The sequence below is a fragment of the Halobacillus sp. ABR2_026 genome, assembly GCF_056158545.1.
On the sequence record NZ_JBSWTM010000001.1, the window covers coordinates 22,809 to 48,200 of the forward strand.

General features: G+C 44.8%; 22 protein-coding genes and 2 tRNA genes. 22 read left to right on the plus strand and 2 right to left on the minus strand.

What is annotated here, in order from left to right; genetic code table 11:
* Window positions 1-19 precede the first annotated feature (19 nt).
* The 16 genes from purR (at window position 20) to ACXADE_RS00200 (ending at window position 15,823) form a co-directional block, all read left to right on the plus strand.
* On the plus strand, window positions 20-838 hold the full coding sequence (gene purR / locus ACXADE_RS00125) for a pur operon repressor (RefSeq protein WP_474978545.1): 819 nt from the start codon (window positions 20-22) through the stop codon (window positions 836-838).
* A 174-nt stretch (window positions 839-1,012) separates the two neighbouring features.
* The gene (spoVG, locus tag ACXADE_RS00130; protein WP_075038302.1) at window positions 1,013-1,312 is read left to right on the plus strand and encodes a septation regulator SpoVG; all 300 of its coding nucleotides are present in this window, start codon (window positions 1,013-1,015) and stop codon (window positions 1,310-1,312) included.
* 157 nt (window positions 1,313-1,469) lie between these two features.
* A complete protein-coding gene (gene glmU / locus ACXADE_RS00135; RefSeq protein WP_474978546.1) occupies window positions 1,470-2,849 on the plus strand; it encodes a bifunctional UDP-N-acetylglucosamine diphosphorylase/glucosamine-1-phosphate N-acetyltransferase GlmU in 1,380 nt (459 codons plus the stop codon).
* Between the two features lie 15 nt (window positions 2,850-2,864).
* The gene (locus tag ACXADE_RS00140) at window positions 2,865-3,818 is read left to right on the plus strand and encodes a ribose-phosphate diphosphokinase (protein WP_474978547.1); all 954 of its coding nucleotides are present in this window, start codon (window positions 2,865-2,867) and stop codon (window positions 3,816-3,818) included.
* Between the two features lie 79 nt (window positions 3,819-3,897).
* Window positions 3,898-4,551: a 50S ribosomal protein L25/general stress protein Ctc gene (locus ACXADE_RS00145; RefSeq protein WP_474978548.1), complete on the plus strand. Its 654-nt coding sequence runs from the start codon at window positions 3,898-3,900 to the stop codon at window positions 4,549-4,551.
* 300 nt (window positions 4,552-4,851) lie between these two features.
* The gene (pth, locus tag ACXADE_RS00150; RefSeq protein ID WP_474978549.1) at window positions 4,852-5,415 is read left to right on the plus strand and encodes an aminoacyl-tRNA hydrolase; all 564 of its coding nucleotides are present in this window, start codon (window positions 4,852-4,854) and stop codon (window positions 5,413-5,415) included.
* 76 nt (window positions 5,416-5,491) lie between these two features.
* Window positions 5,492-5,722 (plus strand): anti-sigma-F factor Fin, encoded by a 231-nt coding sequence (locus ACXADE_RS00155; RefSeq protein WP_474978550.1) that lies wholly within the window; start codon window positions 5,492-5,494, stop codon window positions 5,720-5,722.
* A gap of 49 nt (window positions 5,723-5,771) precedes the next feature.
* Window positions 5,772-9,308: a transcription-repair coupling factor gene (gene mfd, locus ACXADE_RS00160; protein WP_474978551.1), complete on the plus strand. Its 3,537-nt coding sequence runs from the start codon at window positions 5,772-5,774 to the stop codon at window positions 9,306-9,308.
* 634 nt (window positions 9,309-9,942) lie between these two features.
* Window positions 9,943-10,479 carry a stage V sporulation protein T gene (gene spoVT, locus ACXADE_RS00165; protein WP_474978552.1) on the plus strand — a complete coding sequence of 179 codons (537 nt, stop codon included), beginning with the start codon at window positions 9,943-9,945 and terminating at the stop codon, window positions 10,477-10,479.
* A 93-nt stretch (window positions 10,480-10,572) separates the two neighbouring features.
* Window positions 10,573-12,159: a putative polysaccharide biosynthesis protein gene (locus ACXADE_RS00170; protein ID WP_474978553.1), complete on the plus strand. Its 1,587-nt coding sequence runs from the start codon at window positions 10,573-10,575 to the stop codon at window positions 12,157-12,159.
* The gene (gene yabN / locus ACXADE_RS00175) at window positions 12,156-13,622 is read left to right on the plus strand and encodes a bifunctional methyltransferase/pyrophosphohydrolase YabN (protein WP_474978554.1); all 1,467 of its coding nucleotides are present in this window, start codon (window positions 12,156-12,158) and stop codon (window positions 13,620-13,622) included. Before ACXADE_RS00170 ends, yabN begins: the two co-directional genes overlap by 4 nt.
* Before the next feature lie 3 nt (window positions 13,623-13,625).
* On the plus strand, window positions 13,626-13,889 hold the full coding sequence (locus ACXADE_RS00180) for an RNA-binding S4 domain-containing protein (protein ID WP_474978555.1): 264 nt from the start codon (window positions 13,626-13,628) through the stop codon (window positions 13,887-13,889).
* 183 nt (window positions 13,890-14,072) lie between these two features.
* The gene (yabP, locus tag ACXADE_RS00185) at window positions 14,073-14,378 is read left to right on the plus strand and encodes a sporulation protein YabP (RefSeq protein ID WP_474978556.1); all 306 of its coding nucleotides are present in this window, start codon (window positions 14,073-14,075) and stop codon (window positions 14,376-14,378) included.
* Window positions 14,375-14,962, plus strand: coding sequence for a spore cortex biosynthesis protein YabQ (yabQ, locus tag ACXADE_RS00190; RefSeq protein ID WP_474978557.1), 588 nt, complete (start codon window positions 14,375-14,377; stop codon window positions 14,960-14,962). Before yabP ends, yabQ begins: the two co-directional genes overlap by 4 nt.
* 15 nt (window positions 14,963-14,977) lie before the next feature.
* Entirely contained in the window at window positions 14,978-15,361 is a 384-nt protein-coding gene (locus tag ACXADE_RS00195; RefSeq protein ID WP_474978558.1) for an FtsB family cell division protein, read from the plus strand.
* A 75-nt stretch (window positions 15,362-15,436) separates the two neighbouring features.
* Entirely contained in the window at window positions 15,437-15,823 is a 387-nt protein-coding gene (locus tag ACXADE_RS00200; RefSeq protein ID WP_089654586.1) for a S1 domain-containing RNA-binding protein, read from the plus strand.
* 742 nt (window positions 15,824-16,565) lie between these two features.
* On the opposite strand, the gene ACXADE_RS00205 is transcribed toward ACXADE_RS00200, so the two are convergent.
* Both ACXADE_RS00205 and ACXADE_RS00210 read right to left on the minus strand, forming a co-directional pair.
* Window positions 16,566-16,637 (minus strand) — tRNA-Glu (locus ACXADE_RS00205).
* A 20-nt stretch (window positions 16,638-16,657) separates the two neighbouring features.
* Window positions 16,658-16,734: transfer RNA gene (locus ACXADE_RS00210), tRNA-Met, on the minus strand.
* Between the two features lie 278 nt (window positions 16,735-17,012).
* On the opposite strand from ACXADE_RS00210, the gene spoIIE reads away from it, so the two are divergent.
* The 6 genes from spoIIE to ftsH all read left to right on the plus strand — a co-directional run bounded on the left by spoIIE (window position 17,013) and on the right by ftsH (window position 25,374).
* Window positions 17,013-19,460 carry a stage II sporulation protein E gene (gene spoIIE, locus ACXADE_RS00215; RefSeq protein ID WP_474978559.1) on the plus strand — a complete coding sequence of 816 codons (2,448 nt, stop codon included), beginning with the start codon at window positions 17,013-17,015 and terminating at the stop codon, window positions 19,458-19,460.
* A 64-nt stretch (window positions 19,461-19,524) separates the two neighbouring features.
* Window positions 19,525-20,262: a vWA domain-containing protein gene (locus tag ACXADE_RS00220; protein WP_474978560.1), complete on the plus strand. Its 738-nt coding sequence runs from the start codon at window positions 19,525-19,527 to the stop codon at window positions 20,260-20,262.
* The gene (locus tag ACXADE_RS00225; protein WP_474978561.1) at window positions 20,243-21,163 is read left to right on the plus strand and encodes a serine/threonine protein kinase; all 921 of its coding nucleotides are present in this window, start codon (window positions 20,243-20,245) and stop codon (window positions 21,161-21,163) included. The genes ACXADE_RS00220 and ACXADE_RS00225 overlap by 20 nt, the downstream gene beginning before the upstream one ends.
* Window positions 21,164-21,286: 123 nt before the next feature.
* The gene (tilS, locus tag ACXADE_RS00230) at window positions 21,287-22,681 is read left to right on the plus strand and encodes a tRNA lysidine(34) synthetase TilS (protein WP_474978562.1); all 1,395 of its coding nucleotides are present in this window, start codon (window positions 21,287-21,289) and stop codon (window positions 22,679-22,681) included.
* A gap of 11 nt (window positions 22,682-22,692) precedes the next feature.
* Window positions 22,693-23,232 (plus strand): hypoxanthine phosphoribosyltransferase, encoded by a 540-nt coding sequence (gene hpt / locus ACXADE_RS00235; RefSeq protein WP_474978563.1) that lies wholly within the window; start codon window positions 22,693-22,695, stop codon window positions 23,230-23,232.
* A gap of 117 nt (window positions 23,233-23,349) precedes the next feature.
* Complete coding sequence (gene ftsH / locus ACXADE_RS00240) at window positions 23,350-25,374, plus strand: ATP-dependent zinc metalloprotease FtsH (protein WP_474978564.1); 2,025 nt, start codon at window positions 23,350-23,352, stop codon at window positions 25,372-25,374.
* Window positions 25,375-25,392 lie beyond the last annotated feature (18 nt).

A 25,392-nucleotide genomic window follows, 5' to 3' on the forward strand; every position in this document is an offset into this window, starting at 1 on the left:
GATTTAGAGGTGTCTTTTTATGAAAAGAAGCGAAAGACTTGTCGCCATGACTCATTATATTCTGGATCGACCACGAGAACTGATCTCCCTTCCATTTTTCTCTGAGAAATACGATGCTGCCAAATCTTCCATCAGTGAAGATTTAGGAATTATTAATAAGATGTTTAAACACGAAGGGATTGGCTATTTGGAAACGATCTCCGGAGCCGCAGGGGGCGTAAAGTACATTCCTGCCTTTTCGAAAGAAGAAAGCTACCGGTTCGTGGAAGAGTTATGTGGAAAGCTGCAGGACCCCGCGCGTCTTCTACCGGGCGGCTACTTGTTTATGAGTGATTTGCTTGGGGACCCTGAAACCACTAGGAATATCGGCAAGTTATTCGCTTCTGCTTTTCGTGATCGAGATATTGACGTTGTCATGACGGTGGCAACGAAAGGAATCCCATTGGCTTATGCAGTCGCCTCTTACTTAAATGTCCCGGTTGTCATTGCAAGGAGAGACCCGAAAATCTCTGAAGGGTCGACGGTAAGTATCAATTATGTCTCCGGTTCGACCAGGAAGATTCAAACGATGGTTTTGACTAAGAGGTCGCTTCCTCAAGGATCGAGAGTATGCATCATTGATGACTTTATGAAGGCAGGCGGAACGATCAATGGGATGCGTAACTTATTGATGGAGTTCGATGCTGAATTAGCAGGAATCGGTGTTCTTGCTGAAGCGGAAGATGAAGAGGAAGAACGCGTTGTCGATGATTATTTGTCGGTCGTACAAATTATGAATGCTGACGAACGCCATTCTTCCATCGAAGTACGCCCAGGAAACTTATTGGAGAATATTTGAAATATAAGATAAGAATGGAAGAAAGCCCTCATCCTTTTGTATGAGGGCTTTCTTCATGTTTTTTTCTCGAATATACAGAATGATAAAAAATTTTTAGAAAAATTAGCAGGAATTTTTGCCGTTTTGTGGAATTTGTCTTACATAAGTTCTTTTGTATAAAAGGTGGTGAATTTAATGGAAGTAACTGACGTAAGACTGCGACGCGTGAATACCGATGGAAGAATGCGAGCAATTGCTTCTATTACCTTGGACCAGGAGTTTGTTGTCCATGACATACGGGTGATTGATGGCAACAATGGGTTGTTCGTGGCGATGCCGAGCAAGCGGACTCCGGATGGGGAGTTCCGGGATATTGCACACCCGATAAATTCAGGTACTCGTGGAAAGATCCAGGATGCTGTACTTGAAGCTTATCACCGTGCTGGTGATGAGGAAGAAGCTGAGGTGGAATTCGAAGAAGCCGGCGCTTCCTAATACTTACGCACAACAAGAGTCTAACCGAACCTGGTTAGGCTCTTTTTTTAGTGGAAGATGAAGGTGAATTTCCCATCCATGTTCCTCCCCTAAATGTTGAAATACACGTTGTATTGAGATATGATTCAAAGTGGATATTTAGGATGGAGGTACGTTCATGACTAATCGATATGCTGTCGTTCTAGCCGCTGGTCAAGGCACCCGCATGAAATCGAAACTTTACAAAGTTTTGCATCCAGTTTGTGGGAAGCCGATGGTCCAGCATGTTGTCGACCAGTTGAATACATTGGATTTGCAGGAATTGATTACGGTTGTAGGTTTTGGTGCTGAAAAGGTTCAGGACCAGCTTGGTGAAGATAGTCATTATGTCATCCAGGAAGAACAATTGGGAACAGGCCACGCTGTTTTGCAGGCGGATGATATTTTGGCAGATAAAGACGGAACGACTGTTGTCGTTTGTGGAGATACGCCATTGTTAACAGGAGAAACCCTTCAAAAACTTCTGGATCATCATGATGCAGAAGGGGCGAAAGCAACGATTCTGACGGCGCATGCCCAAGACCCTCACGGATATGGACGTGTTATTCGTGGCGGAAATGGACAAGTGGAACGCATCGTTGAGCAAAAAGATGCTTCTGAAGGAGAACAGGCCATCCAGGAAATTAACACAGGGACGTATTGCTTCGATAATGCAATGTTGTTTGATGCTCTTCAAAACGTTTCCAATGATAACGTTCAGGGTGAATACTACCTGCCGGATGTCGTTGAAATTTTGAAGGATCAGGGAGAAACCATTAGTGCCTATCAAACGCCTGAGTTTTCCGAATCTCTTGGGGTCAATGATCGTGTGGCATTATCCAAAGCGGAAAAACTCATGAAACAACGGATTAACGAGCAACATATGAGAAATGGAGTTACGCTGGTTGATCCCGAACAGACATACATTGGACCTGATGTGACTATTGGAAGAGATGTTGTCATTTATCCTGGCAGTGTAATAGAAGGACAGACGGTCGTTGAAGAGGATTCGGTCATCGGACCTCATTCGACCATTACCAATTGTCACGTGGGGAGTGGAACGGTCATCAAGCAAAGTGTTGCCGCAGATAGTAAAATCGGTGCGCGTGTCCAGGTCGGTCCTTTTGCGCACATCCGCCCTCAATCCGACCTTGGCGACGAAGTGAAAGTTGGAAACTTTGTTGAAGTGAAGAAAGCGTCCTTCGGCAATGGAAGTAAAGCTTCCCACCTCAGCTATATCGGAGATGCTGAAGTCGGTACAGGCGTCAACATTGGTTGTGGAACGATTACCGTCAACTACGATGGAGAGAACAAGCACCTGACGACCATTGAAGATGATGCGTTTATCGGCTGCAATTCAAATTTGATTGCTCCCGTAACCGTAGGAAAAGGATCTTATGTAGCGGCAGGGTCTACCATCAATAAAGATGTCCCGTCAGAGGCTTTATCGATCGCCCGTTCCCGCCAGACGAACAAAGAAGGCTACGCAACTAAAATGAAATCGATCAAAAAAGATTAACGGAGGGTTCCATCCATGTCTACTGGATATAAGGATTCAAAACTTAAAGTATTCTCACTCAACTCAAATCCTGAATTAGCGAAAGAAATTGCTGATAATATCGGAGTCGAGCTAGGTAAATGTACAGTCACTAGCTTCAGTGACGGAGAGATTCAAATCAACATCGAAGAAAGTATCCGTGGTTGTGATGTGTATGTTGTCCAATCCACATGTGAACCTGTTAATCAACACATCATGGAACTCCTCATCATGATCGATGCATTAAAGCGCGCATCTGCAAAATCGATCAACATTGTTATGCCTTATTACGGGTATGCACGTCAAGATAGAAAAGCACGTGCCCGTGAACCGATTACTGCGAAACTAATCGCTGATCTACTGGAAACAGCAGGAGCGTCCCGTGTCTTGATGCTTGACCTTCACGCGCCACAGATTCAAGGGTTCTTCAATCTTCCAATCGACCACCTTGTCGGTGTCCCGATTCTTTCCGACTACTTTGAGGAAAAGAATTTTGATGATGTTGTTGTTGTCTCTCCAGACCACGGGGGAGTAACACGTGCTCGTAAGATGGCTGACCGTCTGAAAGCACCGATCGCGATTATTGATAAGCGTCGGCCACGTCCGAACGTCGCAGAAGTGATGAATATCGTCGGGAACATTGAAGGGAAAACAGCGATTTTGATTGATGACATCATTGATACGGCAGGCACGATCACTCTTGCTGCGAATGCGCTTGTTGAAAATGGTGCGAAAGAAGTATTCGCGTGCTGTACACACCCTGTGCTGTCCGGTCCTGCCATCGAACGTATTGACAATTCTAAAATTAAAGAGCTTGTGGTTACAAACACGATTCCACTTGGCGAAGAGAAATCAAGCGGGAAGATTACAGAGCTGTCTGTAGCCGGTTTGATCAGTGAAGCTATTATCCGTGTTCATGAACGTCAATCCATTAGTATTTTATTTGATTAATTTTGAATAAGCAGGTTTAACTCTTGTTTTTAACGGGAAACTGAATAAATGATTGGTAAATTACTGGAGGTTGATTAATTTGGCTATTACATTAAAAGCAAATCAAAGAGAAAATCTCAAGCAATCTGTCACCCGTGATATTCGACTGGAAGGAAACATTCCAAGTGTCGTATACGGGAAGGATAAAGAACCGATCACGGTTGCTGTTAACAGCATAGAGTTACTTAAAACCGTTCGTGATGAAGGTAAGAACGCGATCATCTCTCTTGATATTGAGGGGAAAGACACAGTAGATGTCATGCTTCATGAATATCAGGTTGATCCATTGAAAGATGAATTGATTCATGCAGATTTCTATATTGTAAACATGTCCGAAGAAATGGACGTAGAAGTTCCTGTGCGCTTGGAAGGAGAAGCAGCAGGAAGCAAAGAGGGCGGTGTCGTTCAGCAGCCGCTTTACGACTTGGCTGTACGTGCGAAGCCTCGTGAAATACCGGAAGAAATCGTTCTGGATATTTCAGAACTGAACATTGGTGACAGCATTATGGTGAGCGACCTGAAAGAAGGCCGTAATTACGAGATTACCGAAGATGAAAATACAACGATCGTCTCTGTTACTCCTCCGGAAGAAATGCCGGAAGAGGAACCTGAGGCAGACACTGATGCTGAACCTGAAGTGATTAATGAAAAATCAGAGGATGCAGAAGAAGAAGAGACCCAAGAAAAAGAATAGTAATCGTTGTATGAAAGGGGCGTGGCCGTGTAGGCCCGCCCTTTTTAATCGTTTGATCACTAAACCTGTCCGATGTCATAAGTCCACCGACTGTTGTAAAGGTCTTTACTGCTGTCGGTAGGCTTATGATTTTGTTATACGCATTTCTTATTCTGGTTTAATCCTTTCGCTTAAGGGGATGGTATAAATGGATGAAGGTTTGGAACGATCTTCTTAATATTGGAACGCATTCTGACATCTTTCCGCGTGTCAATTTGATATAATGAATCAATAGTAAAATGAAAGTAAAGGAAGTTATGTATGAAGTGTATTGTTGGCCTTGGGAATCCAGGGAAAAAGTATGAGGAAACACGCCATAATATTGGTTTTATGATTATAGATGAACTAGCTTCGCGAAATCATTGGTCGCTCAGCCAGAAGAAATTCCATGGGTTATTCACAATGGAACGTTTCAATGGCGAAAAGGTTATTCTTCTGAAACCCCAGACGTACATGAATTTATCAGGTAATTCCTTAAAGCCTTTGATGGAATTTTATGATATTGACCTGGAAGATGTATTAGTGGTTTATGACGATTTGGATCTTCCGCCAGGGAAAATCCGGTTACGTAAAAAAGGTGGGCATGGAGGCCATAACGGGATCCGCAGTATCATTGATCAATTAGGAACGAAGGAATTCAAACGTCTCAGGGTAGGCGTTGGGCGTCCGGAAGGCTCAAAAACAGTCATTGATCATGTGCTGGGCGGTTTTTCTATAGATGAACAACCTGCCGTTGAAGAAAGTGTCAATTATGCAGTAAAAGCATGTGAATCGTGGATAGAGCGCCCGTTTAACGAAGTGATGAATGATTTTAACGTAAAATGACCAGTGGAATGGGGTCGTATAACAGACCCTGATGACGGCAAAACTATGTACCATCAACCCTTCGAGGAGGATGGAAATGAAAATACGATACTTTTGCCGTCATTGTGAAAATCAAGTCGGAGAATTGGATGCTGCGCATGTGGATGTGTCTCAGCTGGGCTTTGATATTTTGAACGATCAGGACCAGGAGCAAATGGTTCATATGACAGCGAGCGGCAATATGGACATTCGGACCATTTGCGACTCGTGCAAAGAATCATTAGACGACAATCCACATTACCATGAGCTAGATTTTTTTATACAGTAAATCTTGATTTCTGAAGGTTGCAGAAATCTGGGTGGTGGAGGAATTCGTTATGCAAGGAATTAAGGATTATTTATTGCCACAGGATGATATTCATTCTGTTATTGAAGGTTTCAAAACTGGAATGAATGAACAGATGGTGGCCGGTCTGTCCGGTGCTTCAAGAAGTTTGATGATATCCCTGCTTCAAGAGTCGTTGGAACGGCCGGTCATTATTGTGACTCATCAACTGATCCAAGCTCAACAACTGTATGACGATATGCAGGAATTGAGCGAGGCGGATCACGTCCATCTTTATCCGGTCAATGAATTGATCGCATCGGAAATTGCCGTGGCGAGCCCTGAGCTTAGGAGTCAGCGGATCGACGCGTTGAGTCAATGGCTGTCGCAGGAAAAAGGGATTCTTATTGCACCTGTGGCTGCATTGAAGCGAATGATGCCACCGAAAGCGTACTGGGAGCAAAGTCAGCTCCCTTTTCGTGTTGGGGAAGAAATCAATCTTGATGAATACTTAGAACGCATGGTAAACATGGGTTATGAACGGACGGAGATGGTAGCGACGCCCGGAGAATTCTCTGTGCGAGGGGGGATCATGGATATCTATCCTCTTACAGCTGAGTTTCCGTATAGAATCGAATTGTTCGATACAGAAGTGGATTCAATTCGGACCTTTGATTCTGAAAGCCAGCGCTCCCATCAAAAGTTGGATTCTGTCCTGATTGGACCAGCGACAGAGCTCCTGCTGAAAGATGAGGACTTTGCAAGAGCTCATGACCGTCTGGAAAATGCGCTCAGCCATTCTTTGAAAAAATTGACCAAACAAGAGGCGAAAGAAACGCTGGCCCGCGTAGTAGAACACGATTTAGATCTTTTGAAAGCGAAAGAACATTTTCAGGAAATATATAAATACATCGGATACTTTTATGAAGAACCTGTCAGTCTATTAGACTACCTCCCTGAAACCGGACTCGTCATTCTTGATGAAATGAGCCGGATTCAGGAAACGGCCAACCGTCTCGATCAGGAAGAAGCGGAATGGCACAACAGCATGTTGGAAGCTAATCAGGCGGTAAGGAACCTGAACATATCTTTTGATTGGCAGGATGCCTGGATGAAAATTGAGCACCCACGCCTTTATCTTTCTGTGTTCATGAGGCATATTCCGAACACGCAGCCGGAGAATATCGTTAACCTATCCAGCAGGCAGATGCAGCAGTTCCATGGTCAAATGAACCTTTTAAAAAATGAAATGGATCGCTGGGAGAAGCAGGATTATTCGGTGGTTATACTAGCTCCGGATGAAAAGAGAAAATCAAAAATTGAAGGGGTTCTTCAGGATTACGACATGGAAGCTGTCGTAGCCGAAGGCGATGTAAAGCTGCCTTTGGTGAAGCCTACGATTATTACAGGAAATATAAGCCACGGATTCGAGTGGCCGATGCATAAGCTTGCGGTTATGACAGAAAATGAGCTGTTCAAGAAGCGGACGGCAAAACCGAAGCGTAAACAAAAGATGTCCAATGCTGAACGGATTAAAAATTACCAAGAGTTGAAAGTGGGCGATTATGTTGTCCACGCAAGCCACGGAATTGGTAAGTATTTAGGAATTGAAACCTTGAAGATGGGCGGGAACCATAAGGACTTCCTTATGGTGAATTATTCTGGTAACGATAAGCTGTATGTTCCGATTGATCAGATCGATCTGATTCAGAAATATGTAGGGTCTGAAGGGAAAGAGCCGAAAGTCTATAAGCTTGGCGGCAGTGAGTGGAAAAAGGTAAAAAGCAGAGTTCAGTCGTCTGTCGAGGATATTGCCGACGACTTAATCCAGCTTTACGCGGAACGCGAAGCTTCTAAAGGTTATGCGTTCAGTGAAGATGGGGAGATGCAAAAGGACTTTGAGGCTGCTTTTCCATACGAAGAAACCGAAGACCAAATCCGCTGTATCGAGGAAATCAAAGCGGATATGGAACGTGTGCGCCCAATGGACCGGCTCCTTTGTGGAGATGTTGGTTATGGAAAGACGGAAGTCGCAATACGGGCAGCATTCAAAGCAATTGTTGAAGGTAAACAGGTAGCGCTGCTTGTACCGACTACGATTCTGGCTCAACAGCATTTTGAAACCCTTCAGGAGCGTTTTCAGGGCTTTGGAATCAACATCGGACTAATGAGCAGATTTCGAACAAAAAAACAGCAGAAAGAAACGACTGACCGGTTGAGGAAAGGTCTAGTTGATGTGGTCGTAGGGACGCACCGGATCTTATCCAAAGATATGCAGTTTAAGGATTTAGGTTTACTCATTGTCGATGAAGAACAACGTTTTGGAGTGAAACATAAAGAGAAAATCAAGCAACTGAAAAACAACGTGGATGTACTGACCTTGACAGCAACGCCGATTCCAAGGACACTCCATATGTCCATGCTGGGTGTTCGTGATTTGTCGGTCATTGAAACGCCACCGGCCAACCGTTTTCCGATCCAGACGTATGTGCTGGAATACAATCCGATCTTTTTAAGGGAAGCTGTGGAAAGGGAAATGGCCCGCGGCGGGCAGATATTCTTCCTGTTTAACCGTGTAGAAAATATTGAGCGTATGGCTCAGCAGATTGCTGAACTCGTCCCTGAAGCCAGAGTCACTTTTGCCCATGGGCAGATGAATGAAACAGAGCTTGAGAATGTGATGTTCTCTTTCCTTGAAGGCGAATTTGACGTGCTTGTCAGTACGACAATTATCGAGACAGGTGTGGATATTCCAAATGTGAATACGCTCATCGTTTACGATGCGGATCGCATGGGGCTCAGCCAGCTGTATCAGCTGCGTGGCCGGGTAGGCAGGTCTAACCGGGTGGCTTATGCGTATTTCACGTATCAGAAGGACAAAGTATTAACAGAAGTTGCCGAAAAGCGTCTGCAGGCGATTAAGGAGTTCACTGAATTAGGTTCAGGGTTCAAAATCGCTATGCGGGACCTGTCCATCCGTGGAGCCGGAAATTTGTTAGGGTCCCAGCAGCACGGATATATTGATTCTGTCGGTTTCGATATGTATTCTCAGATGTTGAAGGATGCGATCGAAGCGAAGAGGCAAGGGAAGGAACCGGAACAGGTCCAGCCGTTCCAGCCAGAGCTTGATTTAATGCTCGATGCGTATATCCCGGATGAATATATCACAGACGAAAAACAGAAAATTGATATGTATAAAATGTTCCAGGCGATTGAGGATGATGAAGATATCCGGGATTTACGTGATGAACTGATTGACAGGTTTGGGGATTACCCTCAGGAAGTCGAGAACTTGTTCCGCGTGTCTGCGATCCGCCTGCAAGCGAAGCGTTCGAGAATCGAAAATGTCACAGAGAAGAAGAAGAAACTCGAATTGTTGATGGAGTCTGAACAAAGTCAGCAAATTGATGGCACTAAATTGTTCGAATTTGCTAATCGATATGGACGGATGGTCCAGCTTGGCACCGAAGATTCACAATTGAAAGTGACCTTTACATGGGACCGTAAGACCGAATTCAAACGATATGAGCTTGTCGAAGAGTTTATTAGTAAGCTCCCTGAGATGATGAGACAGGTGACCACAGCATAAAGAAACCTCATCCCTTCCGAGGGATGAGGTTTCTTTAATTGTGGAGACAAACATATATTTCGGCTCCTTCCTATAAGCTCACCGTGTCTAAGCGGTCGCCTCCACATCCGGTGAAGTCCAGTTCCGGTGCCTAGCTTCTCGAGGTCATATGCAAATCATCATTGTGAGGAAAAAGCACCTCACAAAAGATGTTTCGCATATGCTTGTCGAAGCTATCCAAGGCACCTCCACATTCCAAATCGTCCAGTTCCGGCTCCCAGACACTCGAGACATAAGTCAATCCACTCCATGGAGAAAGAGCACTCCATTACGTGTCTTGTCTTATGCTTGTCGTGTCTAAGCGGTCGCTTCCACATCCGGTGAAGTCCAGTTCCGGTGCCTAGCTTCTCGAGGTCATATGCAAATCATCATTGTGAGGAAAAAGCACCTCACAAAAGATGTTTCGCATATGCTTGTCGAAGCTATCCAAGGCACCTCCACATTCCAAGTTTACATTTTTTATGAAAAAATCCATCCAAAGGGTGTATAGGTTTTTATTGCTGTATCCATACTATCTTTAATCACCCGCTTGTTCTGCTTGCGCTTCAACAGGAATAGATAGGCAGTCATCACAGAAAAGGAGGCAGCATATAGAATGAAAGCAACTGGTATTGTTCGCCGTATTGATGATTTAGGACGTGTTGTTATTCCGAAAGAGATCCGTCGTACGCTGAGGATCCGTGAAGGGGATCCTTTAGAAATCTTTGTAGACCGTGAAGGTGAAGTAATTCTGAAAAAGTATTCACCTATCAGCGAGTTGGGTGATTTTGCAAAAGAATACGCAGAAGCGCTCAGTGAGTCTTTAGAAGCTCCTGTGTTGATATGCGATCGTGATGAGTATATAGCGGTGGCGGGAAGTGCGAAGAAAGAATATATGAATCGTTCCATCGGTTCGAAAATTGAAGAGGTTATGGATGCGAGGTCCATGTCATTTGAGAAGCATCCGGATCCGGTAGAATTGATCCGGGGACAGGAAGAAGATGTGATCTCATATCTTATTTATCCTATCATTGCGCAAGGGGATCCCATCGGCTGCGTCGTCGCCTTCAATAAAGAAGGCTCTCCATTGGAAGACGGAGTCGCTAAAGCTGTACAGACAGCTGCCAGTTTTTTAGCCAAACAAATGGAGTAGCAAGCAAGGTCAGGTCCGGGCGGGTAAGGGATCTGGCCTTTTCTTATGATATAATGAATGTTCTGAATACATATAAATTAGAAAGGGTCCGTTATGGCCAAACTACGTTCACGCTCTGTTCTGAAAGGAGCATTTTTATTAACATTATCCGGGTTGATCAGCAAGGTCATCAGCGCGGGATATCGAGTTCCGCTGCAAAATATGACCGGAGATCTCGGTTTCTACATCTACCAGCAAGTCTATCCCATCCTTGGGATTGCATTGATCTTAGCGCTGTACGGTTTTCCTGCAGCCATTTCTAAAATCGTTTCAGACATTGGAGAAGAGGACGCTTCTCTGTCTGTCCCATCCTTTTTCCTGCCCGTGTTCTTTTGGGTCATGCTTTCGTCCGGGGTTATCTTTGTAACAGGCTTCCTATTTTCTCCATGGATTGCTTCCACCATGGGAGATGAACAATTAGCACCTTCTCTTCAAACGGCCTTTTCAGCATTTTTGTTTGTCCCCTTTGTTTCCGTCCTTCGTGGCGTGTTTCAAGGACAGAACGACATGGCTCCTACGGCTGTATCCCAGATTGTGGAACAAGTGGTCAGAGTAGGGGTGATCATCAGTTCCGCCATTTTAATCCTGAAGGGGGCCGACATCTATAGTATTGGAATTGGAGCATCCATCGGATCGATGACAGGGTCCGCTGCTGCTTTTATATGGTTGTTCTATTGGCTGATGAAAAGACAGAGCATGTGGACGTGGAAGCGTTGGGAAACCAAACGGTCCTATAAACAGACCATTTTTCTTCATGGAACGCTGATTTGTTTGAACTATATGCTGCTGCTATCACTTCAGCTCGTCGATGCTTTCACATTGGTTCCTTTACTTCAACAAGCCGGGATCGCACTTGAAGACGCCCGGGTATGGAAAGGTGTATTTGATCGTGGCCAGCCGCTCATACAGCTTGGAACGGTCCTCGCATCTTCTTTGGCTCTTGCCCTTCTCCCTTCGGTGACAAGAATGAAGATGAAGGCTTCTCCGCAAAAAGTAAAGACATCCATTGAGCGGGCGGTGAAAATGACACTGATCCTCTCTGCTGGTGCAACCGCGGGGTTGATCTTCTTATTTCCATCTATCAACTTCTCTTTCTTTCAAGATGAGAGCGGAAGTGGTGAACTGAGGGTGTTAATGCTAGTCATCATCGGAAGTTCTTTATCCATTACACTGTCATCAATCCTGCAGGGGCTGGGGTATATGAAACAGACGGCCTTGACGATTGCCGGAGGGATCGTCGTGAAATGGATCGGGAATGCGATTCTGATTCCGGTCTTTGACCTGCACGGTGCTGCAGGGGCATCTGTGATGGCTGTGACTTTTGTTTTGATTGGAAATATCGTAATCTTAAGGAAAGAGGTTCCTTGGAGGAAATGGGGAATGCTTCCCTGGAAAGGGATTCTATTTTCGATTCTTGGAATGATGCTCGGTCTATGGATTGTCCAAATGCTTGCCTCCTCCATTTTCGATCTGGACGGGAGGCTTCCGGTCTTTATCTATACTTTGATCCTCACGGGCTGTGGGGCCTTCATTTATGCAGTTATTCTTCTTAGAGCAGGAAGCTTCACGGACGAAGAATTGAATCGTCTGCCTTTTCATAAGGTCGTAAGGAAACTTTTGCCGAAAGGAATGAATCAATGAACACCATAACAATCATCGGACTCGGGGCTGCCGATATGAACCAGCTCCCACTCGGTGTCTATCGCGAACTGACAAATCAACAAACCTCCCTTTATGCAAGAACGTTAGATCATCCAGTTATCGAGGAACTTGTGAAAGAGGGAGTGATGTTTGAAAGCTTTGATATGATTTATGAATCTCATGAGCAATTCGGAGAAGTTTATCAAGAAATCGTCACCCGTCTGCTTGATTTATCCGAAGAAAAGGATGTCTACTACGTTGTCCCTGGACACCCCATGCTTGCTGAGCGGACGGTCCAGCTGTTAATCCAGGAAAGAGATAAGGGAAACGTCGACCTTGATGTGAAAGGGGGACAAAGCTTCCTGGATGCTACATTTACAGCATTGGAAATCGACCCGATCGAAGGGTTTCAATTCGCAGACGCTACACACTTGAAACGGGAGGAGCTTCTGTATTTAAACCACCTGATCTTATGTCAGGTCTATGACTCTTTAATCGCTTCAGAAGTGAAATTGACACTGCTTGAGGATCTACCGGCCGATTACCCGGTTACGATCGTTACGGCTGCCGGGAGTGACCGGGAAGAAGTAAGGACTGTTCCCCTGGAAGAGTTGGATCGCTCGGTGGAAGTGAATAACTTAACGAGTGTTTATGTTCCACCGGTCAAAAAAGAAGCTCTTAATCATCAGTTCTTCCGTCTCAGAGAAGTAATCAAAATATTGAGAAGCCCGGAAGGCTGTCCATGGGACCGTAAGCAGACACATGAATCCTTGAGAAAGTACATGATCGAGGAAGCGTATGAATTCATTGATGCGGTTAACCGTATGGACGATGATCATATGGTAGAGGAGCTCGGAGACGTCCTGCTTCAGGTCATGCTCCACAGCCAAATCGGAGAAGATGAAGGATATTTCACAATTGATGACGTAATAGTATCGGTAACGGAAAAAATGATCCGCAGGCACCCTCATGTTTTTGGAGAGACGAAGGTAGGGTCTTCAGAGGAAGTCCTCTCGAACTGGGAAGCCATCAAAGCGGAGGAAAAGGGGGCGAAGCCGTCTTCCTTCCTTGATTCCGTCCCTGAAAGTTTCCCAGCACTTCTTCAGGCTGAAGAGTTGCAGAAAAAAGCTGCGAAAGTAGGCTTTGATTGGGACACCGCAGCCCCGGTCATTGATAAAGTGGAAGAAGAATGGCAGGAGTTCAAAGAAGCACGCACTTCCGGCAACCGCGAAGAAATGGAAAAAGAATTCGGAGACTGGTTGTTTGCGATGGCGAACCTCTCCAGGCATTTTAACATCAACAGTGAAAATGCCCTTCAGCGGACAAACCGGAAATTCAGGATGCGCCTATCTTCCATGGAAAAAGAAGCGGAGGCAGAAGGCCGTCAACTAAAGGATTATGATTTAGATTCATTAGAGGAATTATGGATAAAAGCGAAAGCAAAACTTAAAGGAGCGGAATGAACTATGCGTTTGGATAAGTTTCTGAAAATCTCCCGTTTGATCAAAAGACGTACGTTAGCTAAAGAAGTAGCTGACCAGGGACGTATCAGCATCAATGGAGCACAGAGTAAAGCGGCAAGCAACGTGGCCGTCGGGGATGAACTGACGATTCAGTTCGGACAGAAAGTTTTGACCATAGAAGTGAAATCATTGAAAGAGAACGTCACGAAGAATGAAGCGGCTTCCTTATATGAAATCAAAAAAGAAGAACCTGTAAATCAGTCGTAATGAGAACCACTGCCAATGGGGCAGTGGTTCTTCTTCATTCGTTCTGTAAATCATGATTTTTTAAGCGAGTCATTTCCCGTCATCTTTCACAAACCTTGTAACGAGGAAGGCACAGCATTATTCTAAAGTTCTAATCTTCTCGGTTTTCTCATAGCTTGTACTAGAGAAGGGGGCTGTGAAGAAATGGAAGGTTATGAGAAAAATCAGGGCATACGCAGTCAGCAACCGGCCGAACATAATGTGAAAGTATGGAATAGAAGAAATATAGAGATTTCCGGGGTGAAAGAGGTCGACAGCTTCGACAGCGAAGAATTTCTTCTCCAAACTTCGATGGGTTATCTTGTGATCCGTGGCCAGAATCTCCAAATGAAAAACCTGGATCTTGATTCCGGAGTGGTATCGATCAAAGGGAAGATGTATGAAATGACCTACTTGGACGAGCAACAAGGGGAGAAAGCTAAAGGTTTGTTTAGCAAGCTGTTCAAATGACCCTCACTACCCAGTTCGTCACCATCCTTGCCATGATTGGCGGAGGGATGTTCGTCGGAGCTTCTATGGACACCTTCGAGAGATTTTTTGGCAGGCGGAAAAAAAACTGGCTTGAAATTGTTTATCAGCTGTTCTTTTGGCTATTTCAAGCTGCTTTTCTCTTTTATTTATTGTATCTGGCTAATTATGGCGAGTTGAGGGCCTATGTTTTTGTTGCCGTTGTTTGCGGTTACGCTGCTTATCGTGCATTGTTTCAGAACCTTTACTTAAAAACGCTTGAAATGTGGATCCGGATTATGATGTCTGTCCTGCGTTTTTTGAAGAAGACGATCTATTATTTAATTTTTCTCCCCTCGAAATCCATCATTTTCCTTATTATTTCTTTACTTCTTGGCGTTTATAAGATACTTTTAAAGGGTATCATTATATTGTTTCTTGTCGTATTTTATCCAATTCGCCTGGTTTTTCGAATCATTTGGCGACTCCTGCCGAAAAACATGAAAAAATACTTAAGTGATTTAGCAGGGTTTTTGGATAAAATAAAGAATACAATGAACAATTGGATGAAACGAATTAAGAAGTAAAGGAGGCCTACTTTCATGGCAAAGAGACAAACGGAGTCTGTGGCACGCCTGGATTCTACATACATGCAGCACTACGATGCCTATATGGACAGACACCAACGCAAGAAAAAGCGCTTAGTCCGCCGTCTCGTTATGTTTGCCCTGTTAGTGTCGATTGTTGCTGGCTCCATGGTGTTTTATTCTATGAAACAACACTCCTTGTATGCAGATAAGCAGGAAAAGTATGAACAGTTGCAACAGGAGATGACCGCTTTGGAAAAAGAGGAAAAAGGTTTGGAACAGGAAATCGAGCTTCTTAAGGATGAAGAGTACGTACTGCAGATTGCAAGGACGAACTATTTCTTCTCGAAAGAAGGAGAAATTATCTTTAAAATGCCTAATGAGGACCCGTCTTATTGACACTCTTTTCAAAGCTTATATATAATATATAAGAAGATACTTTTTATCGAAAACTTAAGGAGGAGCATTTTTTTTATGTCAATTGAAGTAGGCAGCAAGCTGCAGGGTAAGGTAACAGGAATCACTAATTTCGGAGCGTTCGTTGAGCTTCCAGATGGAAAGACGGGTCTCGTTCACATTAGTGAAGTTGCCGACAACTATGTAAAAGATATTAATGAGCACTTAAGCCAGGGCGACCAGGTGGACGTGAAGGTCATTAATGTCGGAGATGATGGAAAGATTGGTCTTTCCATTAAGAAAGCAAAAGAGAACTACGGGCGTCGCCCACAAAAACCTCGTAAACCGGCTGAGTCATTTGAACAAAAGATGAACCGTTTTATAAAGGATAGTGACGAACGTCTGGCATCACTGAAGAAGCACACGGAATCCAAACGTGGAGGTCGAGGTGCTAAAAGAGGATAGCTTGCTGTCTAGGACAATGAGTAAAAGGTGCACGTCTTCATAAATAAAAAGCAGATCCATTACGGATCTGCTTTTTTGTATGCACTCATTTCTTCCGCTAAAGCTCCCGTTTGTGGAAGACTCAGCTTCGAGATGTTCCGGGGGTTCATTGCCTGGTTGAGCGTTAGGGGTGGTTGGGAAGCCACTCGCTTTCCTGCGGGGATGGCGGCAAGCCTCCTCGGACTTCGTCCTGTGGGGTCTCGCCAGCCCATCCATTCCCGCGGGAGTCTCGCAGCTTCCCAACCACCCCTTTCATAGTAAGGAGAAACGACCCCTATACCTAGAGGAATTGTTCCCTCTTCCCCATATTAAGGCAGGCATAAAGTGCTCTGTATCAAGCTTATAAAATCTGAATGCCTGCTGTGGAGAGGTTATATCATCTACTTTCCTCAGTCATTCAAGCTGATTGTTCCAGTAGTGATTTAGAGAATCTGCCATGGCAAAGGGGCGGAGGGGAATGGCGAGACTCCTGCGGGAAGAGAGTGCTTGGTGAGACCCCGCAAGGCGTTAGCCTGAGGAGGCTCACCGCGCTCCCGCGGAAAGCGAGTCATTCCCCGCAGCCCCTATCCACAACACAGAAGTCTCGAAATCAAGTCTTCAACAATCCTGCCATATTGTTTAATAAGTATAATATGTAAAATAAAGAAAAAAGTCGCGTCTCTTTATTAGAGACGCGACTTTTTTAGGACAAGAATGTTTCTGATGACCCGTACGGGATTCGAACCCGTGTTACCGCCGTGAAAGGGCGGTGTCTTAACCACTTGACCAACGGGCCGGTATGTACGAGAAAAATAATGGTAGCGGCGGAGGGGATCGAACCCCCGACCTCACGGGTATGAACCGTACGCTCTAGCCAGCTGAGCTACACCGCCATTTAGTTGATTGCTTTCTCTGAAGCAACAAAAAATATATTACACTATGATAAATAAAGTGTCAACAAGAAATAAAAATATCAGATAACTCTGTCTATTTCGCTAGGGAATGAGGCAGATATTTAGGAGGAAGGGGGTGCTGGTCAGGGATAATTTGTAGAAACGACCTTTCTTCTTGTGGAAACTATCGAAGTTTTTGTTTCTGCTCTCCTGTTGTTTTGACAAAATGCTTCTTCTGGGTGTGGTTTAATAGGTTTCACAAAGAAGGAGTGATAAAAATGTTAGGTACTGTATCAAAGCGAGAAAGTCGTCAATCCGCCGTCCGAGGATCTGGAATTGTGAAAGGGTTACAAAAGGCTTCATTCGGTACTTTTTCCTTCATGGCAAACAAAGGGGTCTTTCACATGGTGCTGGCCCTGTTACTTGGACGAGCGATCATATTATCATCAATGGCCCCTTTTGGAGTAGCGTTCGTTGCGGTGATCTGGTGGCTAAAGCGTCCGCTTGTGATACCCGTTACGATAATGATGGCTGCCGGGGCTTCTACATACAGCTACGGTCATGCGGGTTTTATTGTAGGGGCGTCGATGACTTTTTTGCTCTTAAGTCTGGGATTGCGCAAAACAAGTCACCCCCAGAAATGGCTGCCAATGGTCGCGTTACTCGCAAGCTTGATTCCGAGAACGGTGAGTCTTGCTTTGCTGGATCGCTGGCAGCTTTATGAACTTACTTTAATGGTGGCGGAAGGTGTACTGGCTTTTATCCTAGTACTCATCTTTATGCAGAGCATTCCGCTTTTAACACCTCAAAGATATCAACCTTCATTAACAAATGAAGAGATTGTCTGTTTGATTATACTACTTGCTTCTGTTTTGACAGGAATGATCGGCTGGCAGGTCCAAGGGGTCGCTGTCGTCGATATATTTGCCCGCTATCTCGTTATATTGATGGCCTATACGGCGGGGGCTGCGATCGGATCTACAGTCGGTGTCGTTACAGGACTGGTGCTAAGTTTATCCAATATGGACCATATTTATCAAATGAGCCTGCTCGCTTTCTCAGGCTTATTAGGGGGCTTGTTAAAAGAAGGGAAAAAAGCCGGGGTGAGCGCTGGACTCATCGTCGGGACCTTACTGATCGGGTTCTACGTAAATAATGGAGCCGGCCTGCCAGATTCGTTGTGGGCATCAGCCTGGGCGGTGGCTTTATTTATACTGACTCCCAACTCTTGGGTGAAGCAGTTATCAAGATATGTTCCGGGAACGGATGAACATCACTCGGAACAGCAAAAATACTTACAAAAAGTGCGGGACGTCACGGCCGTAAGGGTCGGGAAGTTTTCGGACGTTTTTCAGGCTTTATCGAAAAGTTTCACTCATTTAGAGTCTCCAAAGGAGGATAGTGGCGAAGCGGAGGAAGTGGATTATTTTTTAAGTCATGTCACGGAAAAAACCTGCCAATCATGTTTTAAGAAGGAAAAATGTTGGGTCAATCAGTTTGATGACACCCATAACTTAATGACGGATCTTATGCATGAATTGGATGAAAGAGGAGAACCGAGCCGTGTCATGAGAAAGAATGTGGATCAGCATTGCGTCAAACCGCAAAAGTTAATTGATACGATGAACCATGAATTATCTTTTTATCATGCTAATAAAGAGTTGAAGCGTCAAGTTCTGGAGAGCAGGAGGTTTGTAGCGGAACAGCTTCAGGGCGTTTCTGATGTCATGAATAATTTTGCTAACGAAATTGTGAAAGAACGTGAGCACCACGAGCACAAGGAACAGGTCATCTACCATGCCCTGGAACGGATGGGGATGGTTATTCAAAAATTAGAAATTTACTCCTTGGATGCAGGGAACATGGACTTGGAATTGATAGTGGAGATTGATAATTACCGAGGGGAAGGAGCGAAAATTATTGCACCGGTGTTATCGGATATTTTAGGAGAGACGATCGTTGTCACGATGGAGGAGATATCTCCGTATCCGAATGGACGGTGCTATTTATCATTTGGTTCTGCCAAACACTATTCCATCGAGTCCGGAGTTGCGCATGCAGCTAAGGGGGGCGGATTCGTTTCAGGAGACAGCTTTACGATGATGGAACTGGGAAGGGGGAAATATGCATTAGCCATTAGTGATGGGATGGGTAACGGGGAACGTGCTCATGAGGAAAGTATGGAAACGTTGAGGCTGTTAAAACAGATTCTTCAGTCGGGGATCCAGGAGTCTGTAGCGATTCAGTCCATCAATTCCATATTATCGTTAAGAACGAATGATGAAATCTTTTCAACGTTGGACTTAGCTGTGATTGATCTGCATCAGGCTACTTCCAAGTTCATTAAGGTCGGCAGCACGCCGAGCTATATAAAACGGGGAGATAAAATTTTCACGATTGAGGCCGGTAACCTCCCGATGGGTATTATCCCGGATGTGGATGTTGATATGAGGAGTGAGCAATTGAAGGCGGGCGACTTCCTGATCATGATGAGTGATGGCATTTTGGAAGGTCCGAAACAGATCGGCAACGTGGATATGTGGCTCAAGCGGAAAATCAGGGAAATTTCTGAGGATGATCCGCAGGTGATGGCCGATCTTTTATTGGAAGAGGTGATACGGACTCAATCGGGCACGATTGTTGATGATATGACGATTATCGTGGCGCGGATTGATCATTATATGCCGGAGTGGACCTCCATTCCTTCCGTGAAAAAAGAGGCCTGAATGTAGTATAGAATTCCTCCTTTTCGGCGATGATGGAAGCAACGAATCAGGAGGGATATGTACAATGAAACCAGGCCGACTAAAGCAGATTCTTTTATTGACGGATGGATGCTCGAACCATGGAGAAGACCCTGTCGTTGTCGCAGCGCTTGCGAGAAACCAGGGGATAACGGTCAATGTGATTGGCGTTCTTGACGATCGGCAAAGCGGCAAGCCACAAGGGCTTGAAGAAGTAGAATCGATTGCTGAGGCAGGTGGAGGCGTCAGTCAAATTGTATATCAGAAAAGTTTGTCCCAAACCGTGCAAATGGTGACGAGACAGGCCATGACCCAGACGATTCAAGGGGTTGTAAATAAAGAATTACAAGAAATACTCGGAAAAAAACAGACCATTGAAGAACTTCCTCCGGAGCAGCGGGGAGAAGTAGTGGAGGTGGTGGATGAACTCGGAGAGTCCTGCGATCTTGAGGTGCTGGTCCTTGTAGATACAAGTGCAAGTATGCATCACAAGCTTCCTACGGTGAAGGAGGCGCTATTCGATTTGTCTCTCAGTTTGAATGCGAGAACAGGAACGAACCGATTCAGCGTCTATGCTTTTCCTGATCCTAAGAAGATTATTAAAAAAATGGTGGAATGGACACCTGAACTGGGCGAAATACATGGCATCTTCTCGAAGTTGAACAGTGGAGGGTATACACCGACGGGTCCTGCTTTGAAAGAAGCGCTTTATGCGTTCGCAGGTAAACCCCTTCTGGACCAATGGAGAAACGAGGAAGATCCATATGAAGAAACAGGTTTTTGACTTATCCCCTGGAAGTCGAGTAACCGGTAAATGGAGCGGTTGTGTTTATACCATCATCAGAAAAATAGGTGCGGGTGCCTGTGGAACTGTTTTTTTATGTCGTTCCCATCAAGGGGATACGTGTGCCCTCAAATTGGGAGAAGACAGTTCCAGAATGATGTTGGAAGTGAATATGCTCAAAAAGTTCAGTAAGGTCCAAGGGGTGAAACTTGGGCCTTCTTTTGTTGACGTTGATGACTGGGTGGACCGTTCAGGGAAAACCTATCCTTTTTACGTGATGGAATATGTTGACGGCGTACCTTTCGCTCAATTCTTAAAAGGGAAATCTAAGGACTGGATTGGTTTATTGGCTGTCCAGCTACTGACGGATCTAGAAAATCTTCATGAAGCGGGATTTGTTTTTGGAGATTTGAAGACGGAGAATTTATTGATTTCTGAATCCAAGGTGCGCTGGATTGATGTGGGAGGGGTCACGCCTGTTGGGAGAGCGATTAAAGAATACACAGAATTTTACGATCGCGGCTATTGGAATATGGGCTCCAGGAGAGCGGACCCTTCTTATGACCTTTTTGCTGTTACGATGATCATGGTGGAAATGGGCCAGGACAAGAAGTTTTTCAAAGGGAGTCATCCTCAAAAGACGTTGGAAAATAAATTGAATTCATCTCAAGCCCTGAAACCCTACCGACGTGTCATCCAACAATGCTGGAAGGGAAACATACGTAGTGCAGCGGACATGAAAGCCGGTCTATCTGCTATTCTTTTGAAGCGGAAGAATCCCTCACCACCCCACCGCCTTACTCGAAGACGTCATAATAAAACAGAAAATGCGGAACTTACTTTATTTACGGTAGCTTCAGGAATATTTTTCACGGTGTCGATTGTAAGCTTCTTTTTTTAAGCTTTTCATTGCATAAGCTTCTTTGATATGAAAATGTAGAAATAAGTACCTTATCTTTTGAAGTGATTGGGAATAGTGATACGATAGAGAGAGATTCTGACAGAAACAAGGGGGAAACACCTGATGCATCATGCTGTCCATACATTCATCTCCAAACACCGGATGATCGATCCGTATCAGACAGTATTGGTCGCTGTATCGGGCGGACCGGATTCGGTCGCTTTACTGCATCTGTTATCCCGGATGAAAGAAAGGTTATCCCTTCGAATCATCGCTCTTTCTGTCGACCATCAACTACGGGGCAGAGAATCCGAAGCAGACCTTCATTTTGTCGAGAGGGTTTGTCGTGAATGGGGAGTTGAATTTGTTGGAACTTCCTTAGATGTACCCTCTTACAAACGAGAACATCAGAAGGGTACACAGGAAGCCGCAAGAGAGTTGAGGTATGCTTTTTTTGAAAAGATGATGGACCACTACGAAGCGGATGCTCTCGCGATGGGACACCATGGAGACGATCAGGCGGAAACAATAGTGATGCAGCTCATGCGTAATGCTCGCCCTGCATCTGTTCAGGGAATACCAGCTGTACGCCCTTTTGCTTGTGGCAAAATCATTCGTCCATTTCTTATCGTTTCGAAAAGCCAAATCGCTGCTTACCTTGAGCAGCAGTCATTGGAAGTAAGGATGGATCCATCCAATAAGGACACCGCATATACGCGCAATGCCGTCCGGCAGTACATATTGCCTTACATGAAAGAGAGTAACCCTCAATTTCATAAGCATTTGCAAGGATGGAGCGAAAGAGTGAGAGAGGAAAGAGCATACATAAATGAGCAGGCTCAGAAAGTATTGGAAACTGTCCATTTTTCCTCAAATGTTGAGAAATTCGTACAATTTTCAAAACGAACTTTCAAAACATTCCCGCTTGCTTTACAAAGGACTGCCTTTCATCTAATATTGAACTATCTGTATGTGAAGCAAAACGAAGACATTTCTTACTTGCATGAAGAAATGTTCATGAACCTGTTGAATGATGAAAAACCGAATGTTTCTCTCGACTTTCCGGGAGGATTGAAGATCATCCGTGCCTACGATGAGGTCACCTTTTCCTTTGCGAAGGAAGAAGAGCTTAAAAGATATACCTATATCCTGGATGCCGGGGAGGTTCTTCAACTTCCGGATGGATCGGAAATTCGTGCGGATTGGGTTCGTGGAGAACATAAAGCGGACCGTTATACGTATATATGTGATTCCCATCACGTAGAGCTCCCTCTAGTCGTTCGTACGAGACAGAATGGGGATCGGATGCGTCCCACGGGGATGAACGGGTCGAAAAAAGTAAAAGATATTTTTATCGATCAAAAAATCCCTGCAGCTCTGCGAAACACATGGCCAATCGTTACGGATCAGTCAGGAGAAATCCTCTGGGTCGTAGGTTTGAAAAAAGGCGGGGAACGTAAGGACCTTTCATCAGGTACATGGCTTCGGTTACATTATAATGACAAAGCAGACACGTAGGAGGAGCAATCATGCATAACGAAATTGAAAAGGTCCTGATTTCCGAAGAAGAAATCCAGGCGAAGTGTAAAGAGCTGGGAGCAGAGTTAGCCAACGAATATCACGATCGTTTCCCTTTGGCGATCGGGGTGTTGAAAGGAGCTCTTCCATTCATGAACGATCTTCTGAAACGCATGGAAACACACCTGGAGATGGATTTCATGGATGTTTCAAGCTATCACGGAGGTATGGAATCTTCGGGAGAAGTCAAAATTGTTAAAGACCTGGACACGAAAGTGGAAGGTCGAGACATTTTGATTATTGAAGACATTATCGACAGTGGTCGAACACTTGCCTATCTTGTCGATTTGTTCAAATACCGTAAAGCGAAGTCGATCAAAATCGTAACATTACTCGATAAGCCGACAGGTCGCAGTGCGGATATCAAAGCGGATACCGTCGGATTTGAAGTTCCTGATGAGTTTGTGGTTGGATACGGTTTGGATTATGACGAGAAATACCGTAACCTTCCTTATGTGGGAGTGTTGAAGCCTGAAGTTTATGGAGGCTGAAAATCAACTGGCAGGTCTACGTTTGAAAGTGTTTATGTCAAGGGTAATTAGTTGTGTCGTCCGTTTTTGTTATGGTAGTATTTACTATAGTTTTTCTCGTTTGGGAGGAGGTAGGCAATGAACCGGATCTTTCGTAACACCATATTTTACTTACTTATCTTCCTCGTGGTTATCGGCGTGGTCGGTCTATTCCGAGGTCAAGGTGATCCGCAAACAGAATATAATGTGAACGAATTCTACAATAAATTGAATGGTGGAGAAATCCAGGAGATGACGATTCAGCCTGTAAACGGGGTGATTCGTGTCACTGGTACAGAACAAGGAGCTGGAGAAGGCGAAACTTTCGTAGCTCAGCTTCCGGCGAACGATGAAGTGATATCTCAAATCACAGAGACAGCTCAGGAACAGAGTAATTTGACTGTTGAACAAGAAGAGCAGCCAAGTGCATGGGTGACTTTTCTAACGTCCATTATTCCGTTCGTCATTATCTTCATCTTGTTCTTCTTCTTGCTTAACCAGGCGCAGGGCGGCGGAAGTCGTGTCATGAACTTTGGTAAGAGTAAGGCGAAGATGTACTCTGAAGAGAAGAAGAAAGTACGCTTCAAAGATGTAGCAGGTGCAGATGAAGAGAAACAGGAGCTTGTAGAAGTCGTTGACTTCCTTAAAGATCCTCGTAAATTCTCTGCTGTAGGTGCTCGTATTCCGAAGGGTGTCCTGTTAGTTGGACCTCCAGGTACAGGTAAAACATTGCTGGCACGTGCGGTAGCTGGTGAAGCAGGCGTTCCATTCTTCTCCATCAGTGGTTCCGATTTCGTTGAAATGTTTGTCGGTGTCGGTGCATCCCGTGTACGTGATTTATTTGAAAATGCTAAAAAGAACGCACCAGGAATCATCTTCATTGATGAGATTGATGCGGTAGGTCGTCAGCGTGGAGCTGGTCTTGGCGGCGGTCACGATGAGCGTGAACAGACGCTGAACCAATTACTCGTTGAAATGGATGGTTTCGGGGTTAATGAAGGAATCATTATCATTGCTGCGACCAACAGACCTGATATTCTTGATCCTGCGCTTCTTCGCCCTGGTCGTTTTGACCGGCAAATTACAGTGGATCGTCCAGATGTCAAAGGCCGTGAAGCAGTACTTGCTGTACATGCGAAGAACAAACCGCTTTCTGAGAATGTTGACTTGAAGACGATTGCGCTCCGTACACCAGGCTTCTCTGGTGCCGACTTGGAGAACTTGTTGAACGAAGCAGCACTTGTAGCTGCTCGTGGAGACAAGAAGAAAGTCGATATGGATGACGTCGATGAAGCGATTGACCGCGTAATCGCAGGTCCTGCCAAGAAGAGTCGTGTCATTTCTAAGAAAGAACGTGATATCGTTGCCCACCATGAAAGTGGACACACGGTCATCGGTATGGTGCTTGATGATGCGGACATGGTTCATAAAGTTACGATTGTTCCCCGCGGACAGGCTGGCGGTTATGCTGTCATGCTTCCGAAAGAAGATCGTTACTTCATGACGAAACCTGAATTGTTCGATAAGATCACAGGACTGCTCGGCGGTCGTGTTGCCGAAGAAATCATCTTCGGTGAAGTAAGTACCGGTGCACACAATGACTTCCAACGTGCAACAAGTATTGCTCGGAAGATGGTTACTGAATATGGAATGAGTGAAAAGCTTGGACCTCTTCAATTCGGTTCGAACTCTGGCGGTCAAGTCTTCCTTGGACGAGATATCCAGAACGAACAGAATTATAGTGACCAAATCGCTTATGAAATTGATCAGGAAGTGAAGAACTTTATTCAGTATTGTTATGATCGTGCGAAAACGATCCTTACTGAAAACAAAGATAAGCTTGAATTGATTGCGAAGACATTGTTGGATGTTGAAACACTTGATGCAACTCAAATCCGCTCTCTCTTTGATAAAGGTCGTCTTCCGACTGATGAAGAACTTGAAGAAATCGCACGTAAACACAATGCGAAAATCAAGAACAACACATCATCCGACAATGAAGATGTTCGTGTAACCATTCAGTCCAAAGATGATGAACAAACAGAAGAAGCAGATACACCAGAAGAAACAACAGAAGAAACGAAAGAAGATGGCCCTTCTGATTCAGAGGATCGCCGTTCTTAAGTTTTATGCTTCAAAGCC

Bases quoted from the DNA above. Each gene is read 5' to 3' on its own strand.
- purR (WP_474978545.1), top strand. From the start codon at position 20: ATGAAAAGAAGCGAAAGACTTGTCGCCATGACTCATTATATTCTGGAT.
- spoVG (WP_075038302.1), top strand. From the start codon at position 1,013: ATGGAAGTAACTGACGTAAGACTGCGACGCGTGAATACCGATGGAAGA.
- glmU (WP_474978546.1), top strand. From the start codon at position 1,470: ATGACTAATCGATATGCTGTCGTTCTAGCCGCTGGTCAAGGCACCCGC.
- ACXADE_RS00140 (WP_474978547.1), top strand. From the start codon at position 2,865: ATGTCTACTGGATATAAGGATTCAAAACTTAAAGTATTCTCACTCAAC.
- pth (WP_474978549.1), top strand. From the start codon at position 4,852: ATGAAGTGTATTGTTGGCCTTGGGAATCCAGGGAAAAAGTATGAGGAA.
- ACXADE_RS00155 (WP_474978550.1), top strand. From the start codon at position 5,492: ATGAAAATACGATACTTTTGCCGTCATTGTGAAAATCAAGTCGGAGAA.
- mfd (WP_474978551.1), top strand. From the start codon at position 5,772: ATGCAAGGAATTAAGGATTATTTATTGCCACAGGATGATATTCATTCT.
- spoVT (WP_474978552.1), top strand. From the start codon at position 9,943: ATGAAAGCAACTGGTATTGTTCGCCGTATTGATGATTTAGGACGTGTT.
- ACXADE_RS00170 (WP_474978553.1), top strand. From the start codon at position 10,573: ATGGCCAAACTACGTTCACGCTCTGTTCTGAAAGGAGCATTTTTATTA.
- yabN (WP_474978554.1), top strand. From the start codon at position 12,156: ATGAACACCATAACAATCATCGGACTCGGGGCTGCCGATATGAACCAG.
- ACXADE_RS00180 (WP_474978555.1), top strand. From the start codon at position 13,626: ATGCGTTTGGATAAGTTTCTGAAAATCTCCCGTTTGATCAAAAGACGT.
- yabP (WP_474978556.1), top strand. From the start codon at position 14,073: ATGGAAGGTTATGAGAAAAATCAGGGCATACGCAGTCAGCAACCGGCC.
- yabQ (WP_474978557.1), top strand. From the start codon at position 14,375: ATGACCCTCACTACCCAGTTCGTCACCATCCTTGCCATGATTGGCGGA.
- ACXADE_RS00195 (WP_474978558.1), top strand. From the start codon at position 14,978: ATGGCAAAGAGACAAACGGAGTCTGTGGCACGCCTGGATTCTACATAC.
- ACXADE_RS00200 (WP_089654586.1), top strand. From the start codon at position 15,437: ATGTCAATTGAAGTAGGCAGCAAGCTGCAGGGTAAGGTAACAGGAATC.
- spoIIE (WP_474978559.1), top strand. From the start codon at position 17,013: ATGTTAGGTACTGTATCAAAGCGAGAAAGTCGTCAATCCGCCGTCCGA.
- ACXADE_RS00220 (WP_474978560.1), top strand. From the start codon at position 19,525: ATGAAACCAGGCCGACTAAAGCAGATTCTTTTATTGACGGATGGATGC.
- ACXADE_RS00225 (WP_474978561.1), top strand. From the start codon at position 20,243: ATGAAGAAACAGGTTTTTGACTTATCCCCTGGAAGTCGAGTAACCGGT.
- tilS (WP_474978562.1), top strand. From the start codon at position 21,287: ATGCATCATGCTGTCCATACATTCATCTCCAAACACCGGATGATCGAT.
- hpt (WP_474978563.1), top strand. From the start codon at position 22,693: ATGCATAACGAAATTGAAAAGGTCCTGATTTCCGAAGAAGAAATCCAG.
- ftsH (WP_474978564.1), top strand. From the start codon at position 23,350: ATGAACCGGATCTTTCGTAACACCATATTTTACTTACTTATCTTCCTC.